Annotated in this window: 3 protein-coding genes; 1 reads left to right on the top strand and 2 read right to left on the bottom strand. The window is 70.2% G+C overall.

Going from position 1 to position 3,003, the window contains the following annotated elements; all coding sequences use genetic code 11:
* Positions 1-604: phenylalanine 4-monooxygenase (gene phhA / locus AC1D01_RS27760; RefSeq protein ID WP_477872146.1), on the top strand; the 604-nt coding region annotated here is incomplete at its 5' end.
* On the opposite strand, the gene AC1D01_RS27755 is transcribed toward phhA, so the two are convergent.
* A complete protein-coding gene (locus tag AC1D01_RS27755) occupies positions 605-1,492 on the bottom strand; it encodes an esterase/lipase family protein (RefSeq protein ID WP_477872144.1) in 888 nt (295 codons plus the stop codon).
* A gap of 26 nt (positions 1,493-1,518) precedes the next feature.
* A partial coding sequence (locus AC1D01_RS27750; RefSeq protein WP_477872143.1) for a GMC family oxidoreductase occupies positions 1,519-3,003 on the bottom strand: 1,485 nt, incomplete at its 5' end.

The raw sequence follows: 3,003 nt of genomic DNA, 5'->3' as shown, positions 1-3,003 counted from the left end.
GCGGCTGCGCCGCGCGACCGGCTGGGAGGTGGTCGCGGTGCCGGGCCTGATCCCCGAGGAGGCGTTCTTCGCGCTGCTGGCGGCGCGCCGCTTTCCGGTGACCGGCTGGATCCGCAAGCCGGAAGAGTTCGACTACGTCGTCGAGCCGGATGTGTTCCACGACCTGTTCGGCCATGTGCCGCTGCTGTTCAATCCGATGTTCGCCGACTACATGCAGGCGTACGGGGCAGGCGGCCTGAAGGCGAGCCGGCTGCAGTCGTGCGAGTACCTCGCGCGGCTCTATTGGTACACGGTGGAGTTCGGCCTGATCGCGACGCCGGCCGGCCTGCGCGCGTATGGCGCCGGCATCCTGTCGTCGGCGGGGGAGCTGCGGCACAGCGTGACCAGCCCGCAGCCGCAGCGCCTGGGCTTCGACCTGGAGCGCATCATGCGCACGCGCTACAAGATCGACACCTACCAGGCGACGTACTTCGTGATCGATTCGTTCGAGCAGCTGTTCCGCGCGACGGCGCCGGACTTCACGCCGATCTACGAGGCGGTGGCGCAGCGCGACGAGGTGGCGGCCGAGGCGACATTGCCCGGCGACCGCGTACTCGCGCCCTGATCACAACGCAGCCCGCAAGGCCTCGAACACCACCGGCTGGTTGACCAGGTCGACGTGCGCGACGCCCGGCACGTGGCGGTTGTCGGCGCCCGGCAGCGTCGCGGTGCTGGCCGGGAACACGATGTTGTCGCAGTGGCTGTAGAAGCAGATGAAGCGCTGCGACAGCGTCGCCGATTCGCGCGCGCCCAGTGCTACCTGCCAGGGGCTGGCGAGGCGCATCTCGTGCCCGTTGGCCGTCGTCGAGAAGCGCCCGAGCCAGGTGCCGCGGTGCGGGCTGCCGATCGTGATGATGCGGTGCGCACGCGCCTCGCCGCCGTGCGCCGCGGCCCACGCGCGGATCGCGAGCCCACCCATGCTGTGGCCGACCAGCACCGGCGCCTGGCCGGTGGCGGCCTCGAGCCGCGCGACGGCCTGCTCGATGATGTCGGCGTAGTGATTGATCGAGCCGAACACCGGTTCGAGGTTGACCGCGATGAACGGCGTGCCGCGTTGCAGGAGCCGCTCCATCCACGGGTTCCAGAACCCCCGGTTGCAGACGAAGCCGTGGACCAGCACGACACCGCGGTGTTGCGACTTGTCGGGCACGTGGTCGGGCACGCGGTTCGAGCGGAACGGCTGCCGCCAGCAGAACACCTGCGGCGCCGTCAGCACCTCGCCGATCCAGGCATGCAGCAGTTGCGGCGCCGTCGCGCGCGGGCTGGGGTCGTCACCGTGCACGAAGTACAGGAACAGGAACTCGAGGCCGAGGAAGAGCGCGTAGCCGAACAGGATCAGCGCAACGCCGGCGCCCGCCCAGCCCGGGCGATCGATGTGGATGAACCACGCGGCCCACAGCAGCGCGGCCAGCAGCAGTCCGAGCGTGATGAAGCGTTGCAGGCGCGCGAGCATTCGGGCGATGCTATCAGCGTGAGGCTTCAGGCCAGCTGGACGTCGGTTCCGGTCAGGCGTTTGGCGAGACGCGTTGCGAGCATCGCTGCGAGGCCATAGACCGAGAGCTGCGGGTTCGCGCCGATGCTGGTCGGGAACAGCGAGCCGTCGTGCACCGACAGGTTGGCGAGCTGCCAGTGCGTGCCGTCGGGGCGCACCACACCTTGCGCTTCGCTGCCGGCCATCGGGCAGCCGCCCATCACGTGCGCGCTGACGACGCGCGTCAGCAGCGGCTTCATCGGCAAGGCCTCGATCTGCCGGCGGGCATCGGCCCACGACGTGGTCGGCGCTGCCATCTCGTGCACCGGCACGACGCTGCGTGCGCCGGCGGCGAACTGGATCTCGGCCATGCTGAGGAACGCACGGCGCGCGCCGTCCATCACGAAATCGTTCAACGGGTAATCGAGCAGCGGCGTGCCGTCGCCGCGCAAGCCGACCGAGCCGCCGGGGGACTGTTCATGGAAGCCGTCGCGCATCAGCGCCAGCAAGCTGTGCGTGCGCGGGAACTCGGCCAGCATCTCCGCTTGCGCACGACCATGGCCAGCCAGCGTGGACGAGACGACGACAGGGTGCAGCGGCGGCGCCTCGAGCTTGTAGCCGATGGCGCCGGTCAGGGGCTGCGTCTGCAGGAAGTGGTCGGTGTAGAGGGTCTGCGGCGCGCCATCCCAGCCGTTCACCGGGTCCGCGAAGGTCGCCGCCGAGATCACGACCGGGTGCAGGAAGGTGCGCTTGCCGACGAGACCGTGCGGGTCTGGTACGCCGGAGCGCAGCAGCAGCGCCGGCGAGTTGATCGCGCCGCCGGCGACGACATAGTGCTTCGCGGTGACGCGCACGCCGTTGGCGCCGGTCGGCGCGCTGTTGTCCGCGACCGGCACACAGTGCAGCGCCTCGACGCGCCCGTCGCGCCATTCGAGCCGCTCGGCGCGCATCTGGACCAGCAGCGTGGCGCCCTTGTCGAGGGCTGCCGGCAAGGTCGTCACCAGCATCGACTGCTTCGCGTTCGTCGGGCAACCCATGCCGCAGGAGCCGAGGTTCCAGCAGCCCTTCACGTTGCGCTGGATCGACGAGGCCGGGATGCCGAGCCGCGCTGCGCCGGTGCGCAGCAGCTCGTTGTTCCGGTTCGGCTCCGTGAGCCACGGGCCGATGCCGAGCCGGCGCTCGGCCTGTTCGAACCACGGCGCCATCGCGGGCGCTGTCATCTCCGCGAGGCCGTACTGCGTGCGCCAGTGCTCGAGCGTGTCAGCCGGCGTGCGGAACGAGCTGGTCCAGTTCACGGTGGTCGAGCCGCCGACGCAGCGGCCCTGCAGGATGTTGATCGCCTTGTCGGCCGTCTTGCGCGCCGCGCTCTCCTGGTAGAGGCTCGGGTAGGCGTCGCTCTCGCGCTGGCGGAAGTCGCTGCTGCTCTTCAGCGGGCCCTCCTCGACGATCACGACCTGCAGGCCGGCCTTCGTCAGCAGTTCCGCGGTGATGCC

The sequence above is a fragment of the Rhizobacter sp. P3_B12 genome, from assembly GCF_056402895.1.
Note: the sequence above shows the minus strand (reverse complement) of the source record. Positions and strands in the feature narration are given on the sequence as shown.

Excerpts from the sequence above, each read along its gene's own strand:
- AC1D01_RS27755 (WP_477872144.1), bottom strand. The coding sequence starts at position 1,492 with ATGCTCGCGCGCCTGCAACGCTTCATCACGCTCGGACTGCTGCTGGCC.